Origin of the sequence: Pantoea leporis, from assembly GCF_028048155.1 — a bacterium.
Classification (GTDB): Bacteria; Pseudomonadota; Gammaproteobacteria; order Enterobacterales; family Enterobacteriaceae; genus Pantoea; species Pantoea leporis.
In genome coordinates this window covers 1-1,519 of record NZ_JALMEU010000023.1, presented here as the reverse complement: position 1 = coordinate 1,519, position 1,519 = coordinate 1, and the positions used below count along the sequence as shown (strand labels likewise).

2 protein-coding genes and 2 pseudogenes are annotated in these 1,519 nt (G+C 47.6%); 2 read left to right on the top strand and 2 right to left on the bottom strand.

Going from position 1 to position 1,519, the window contains the following annotated elements; translation table 11 throughout:
• Positions 1 to 427: pseudogene (locus MWH02_RS23020) on the top strand (hypothetical protein); the annotation flags it as partial.
• 1 nt (position 428) lies between these two features.
• Positions 429 to 680: a hypothetical protein gene (locus MWH02_RS23015; protein WP_271461520.1), complete on the top strand. Its 252-nt coding sequence runs from the start codon at positions 429 to 431 to the stop codon at positions 678 to 680.
• A gap of 99 nt (positions 681 to 779) precedes the next feature.
• Here MWH02_RS23015 and MWH02_RS23010 read toward each other — a convergent pair whose 3' ends face one another.
• Complete coding sequence (locus tag MWH02_RS23010) at positions 780 to 1,166, bottom strand: tail fiber assembly protein (RefSeq protein ID WP_271461519.1); 387 nt, start codon at positions 1,164 to 1,166, stop codon at positions 780 to 782.
• A gap of 1 nt (position 1,167) precedes the next feature.
• A pseudogene (locus MWH02_RS23005) lies at positions 1,168 to 1,519 on the bottom strand (hypothetical protein); the annotation flags it as partial.

Below are 1,519 nucleotides of genomic sequence, written 5' to 3'. Positions count from 1 at the left end.
CGAAGCTGCAAAACGCGATGTCGGGACCGGTGATAAGCAACTGCCTGATATGTCCGCCTTCGGCTATTCGCGCAATGGGCAGAACGGCTGGTCAGTGCTGCCCAATGGCATGATCAGGCAGTTTGGCACCGTCACGCTGGCACCCGTCGGCAGCTTCAATAAACAGACCATCGCTGGCGTGGATTTTTATACTCACTATTATCGCGTTGCTTTTCCAAGGCAGTATCCGGGTGCGCAGGTGTCTACGCTCGCGACGCTCGCCAGTCCTTCCTATACAACGCAGGGATCGATGGCGGGCAGGTCCGTAGCCGTTCACAGAGATACTGATACCGGCAACGATGTTTCAAAAACGCGCTTCACCGTTGCTTATACGACAAACATTCCTGGTGAGGCACCTACCATTCACTTTGAATCTACGGGGTATTGATATGGCAAATCTTTATTTCAGTCCGACAGAGATGGGCTTTTTTTTAAAGGCGATGGAAAAGCCGCAGGATTCAGTTGAGGTATCTCCCGCCGCAGAGGAATTCCTGCGACGGGCTATTATCTGGGGAGCATCGGGATTCGAATTTGCAAAAGGAAATATTACCGTGACATATCCAGATTCTTTGCATGTATACGTCACGGATAATGACGCGCCATTGAATTTTTCGAGCGGTGAGGCCGGTTATTATCCTTAATAGTGTTCATGCTAACTACTACAGATAATACTTACCCTCACAAATTGAAATGGCTGTGCTCACCAGGCTTCAAATTTTTCCCTGAGCACCGCTGAAGCGTTATGTTTTCGGCGTGATTGGCCATTCAATATCGGGTGCTGAAGAGGTATTTACCCGAAAGAGCATGACCCTGTATTTCTGCCACGCCTCTAAACTTGATAATTCTTCAGCCGTTGCCATTGCGTACTTCTGGGCATCTTCTAATGGAGCTATAACTCTAGTCGCTTCTGCCATCAAATTAGCCTTTGTGGCCTCAGCAATAAGAGCCAGTTGCTCATTTGTTAACGGTGGAGGATCAGCCAGATACGGCAAACCTTGCTGATCCGTACTGATAACTTTCCCCTGAGCCTGCCCAATAACCATCTCTTCCCAGTATGAATCTGGGATTTCTTTCTGGTCTTCATGCACTTGTTGGAGGGTAAATCCTGATTCATTTGAATAGAACATATCAGATAGACCCCATCGCTAAGAATTTAAAGTAAATGACGCCATTAGCATCCACACCTGCAGATTTCGCGTACATCGTCACTTTATTAGTGTTGTAAGGCTGGCAGGAAAGGGTATATACGCCCTGTCCTATATCCTGAGCTATGAAAGTAAAACCCTCTGCTGCAAATGCCAAAGGAAGGGTAAATGTTCCAACGCCATTGCTCATTGAGACGGTGGCCGAGCCCTCCATTACTCGTTTTTTACCCGCAATATTAATGGCTGAAAAAACGTTTAACGTGCCATACATAGTAAACATGCCCATATCCGGTAGCTGGTTTACTCCTGCACCTACGCCCCGTTTCGCAGCTTCA